General features: G+C 70.6%; 1 protein-coding gene and 1 pseudogene. Both read right to left on the bottom strand.

The window, feature by feature from the left end; genetic code table 11:
- Positions 1–76 precede the first annotated feature (76 nt).
- A complete protein-coding gene (locus I59_RS17365) occupies positions 77–1,519 on the bottom strand; it encodes a UDP-glucose/GDP-mannose dehydrogenase family protein (protein WP_022904951.1) in 1,443 nt (480 codons plus the stop codon).
- Positions 1,516–1,973: pseudogene (locus tag I59_RS23060) on the bottom strand (hypothetical protein); the annotation flags it as partial. The gene I59_RS17365 and the pseudogene I59_RS23060, both read right to left, overlap by 4 nt.

A 1,973-nucleotide genomic window follows, 5' to 3' on the forward strand; every position in this document is an offset into this window, starting at 1 on the left:
CGTGCGCAGGACGGGACGACGGAACGGGGCCCGCGCCGCCCCCGGCACGGACCCCGCTCGTGCCGGAGGTGGGAACCTACCGTGCCGTCGCCAGCACGTCGTTCGCCCCCGCGGCGACGCTCACGGGTGCACCCGTGACCGGAGTGGGCCGTCCCAGGGAACGGACGGTCCACCCAGCCGTGACCCAGTCCTCGACCGGGAGGCAGTTGCGCGCGTCGATCACGACGCGACGCCCGACGACGTCCCCGAGTGCCACGGGCGACGCCTGGATGATGTCGTCCCACTCGGTCAGGACCAGCACCACGTCGGCGCCCTCGATCGCGGCCTCCTTCGTGGCTGCGTAGGTGAGGGTCGGGAACGAGCGGCGGGCGGTCTCGTTCGCCTCCGGGTCCCACAGCGAGACCTGGGCGCCGCGGAGGTGCAGTGCGGCGGCGACGTTGAGCGCCGGCGAGTCCCGGACGTCGTCGGTGAGCGGCTTGAAGGCGGCACCGATCACGGCGATGCGACGGTTCAGCACGGAGCCGCCGACGGCCTCGATCGCCATGTCGATGACGCGCTCGCGCTGCCCCATGTTGATCTCGTCGACCTGCTGCATGAGGCCGACGACACGTCCGGCGCCGAGCTCGTTCGCGCGGTGCATGAGCGCACGGATGTCCTTCGGCAGGCAGCCGCCCCCGAAGCCGAGGCCGGCGTTGAGGAACTTCCGGCCGATCCGGGCGTCGTGCCCGAGTGCGTCCGCCAGGGTCGACACGTCGGCACCGGTGATCGCGCACATCTCCGAGATGGCGTTGATGAAGGAGATCTTCGTCGCGAGGAACGCGTTCGCGCTCACCTTGACGAGCTCCGCCGTGGCGAGGTCCGTGGTGATGACCGGGCAGCCCTCGGCGATCGGTGCGGCGTAGACCTCGCGGATGACCGCGTCGGCCTCGGGCGAGGCACCGCCCCAGACGAGGCGGTCCGGGTGCAGGGTGTCCTCGACGGCCTTGCCCTCGCGGAGGAACTCGGGGTTCCAGATGAGCTCCGCGTCGATGCCGGCGGGGGTGAACTCGCGGACGAGCTCACGGAGCCGGGCTGCGGTGCCCACCGGGACGGTCGACTTCCCGACGATGAGGCCGGGGTGCGTGAGGTGCTCGGCGACGCCGCGCGTGGCGGCCTCGACGTAGGACAGGTTCGCGGCGTGCGACCCGGCCTTCTGCGGGGTGCCGACGCAGACGAAGTGCACGTCCGCGGCGGCGACGGCCTCGGGGAGCGACGCCGTGAAGCGGAGCTTGCCGCTCGCCACGTGCTTCGTGATGAGCTCGGGCAGGCCGGGCTCGAAGAACGGGACCTCGCCGGCGGTCAGGGCGGCGAGCTTCGCGGGGTCGACGTCCACGCCGATCGTCTCGAAGCCCATCTCGGCCATGGCGGCCGCGTGCGTCGCGCCGAGGTAGCCGGTGCCGATGACGGAGATGACGGGAGCGGGACGCACGTCCGAGGAGGACGGGGAGGACGGGGCCGGGGTCTTCTTCTGAGCGGTCATTGCTTGACCTCCTGCAGGTCGTAGTCGGTGTCAGTGCGCGCGATGCCGTCCACGAATGCCTGGAGGCTGTCGGCGCGGGAGTTGAGTCGCCAGTCGTTGGTGGTGCGCGTGCCGTCGACAATCGTGGTGGCGGTCTCGCTGAAGTACGAGAAGCCGATGACGTCGTCGTTCGCCGGGTCTGCGAGGCCGTCGAAGAGCGAGGTGATCCACTTCGCCTTCTGACCGTTCGTGACCGACGTGCCGGTCTCGGTCGCGCCCACCTCGGACAGGAGGATCTTCTTGTCGGGGGCGATCTCGCGGAGTTGCGCGAGCGTCTTGCCGAAGGTGGTGTCGAACGTCGGGTCCTCGGACGCGGTCCGGTAGTACCCGCTCATGCCGACCCAGTCGACGTACTCCGACTGCGGGTAGTACTCGCGCAGGTAGTCGAGCTGCATGACTTGGGGTGCCGAGCTGT

Source organism: Curtobacterium sp. B8, from assembly GCF_000333315.1.
Classification (GTDB): domain Bacteria; phylum Actinomycetota; class Actinomycetes; order Actinomycetales; family Microbacteriaceae; genus Curtobacterium; species Curtobacterium luteum.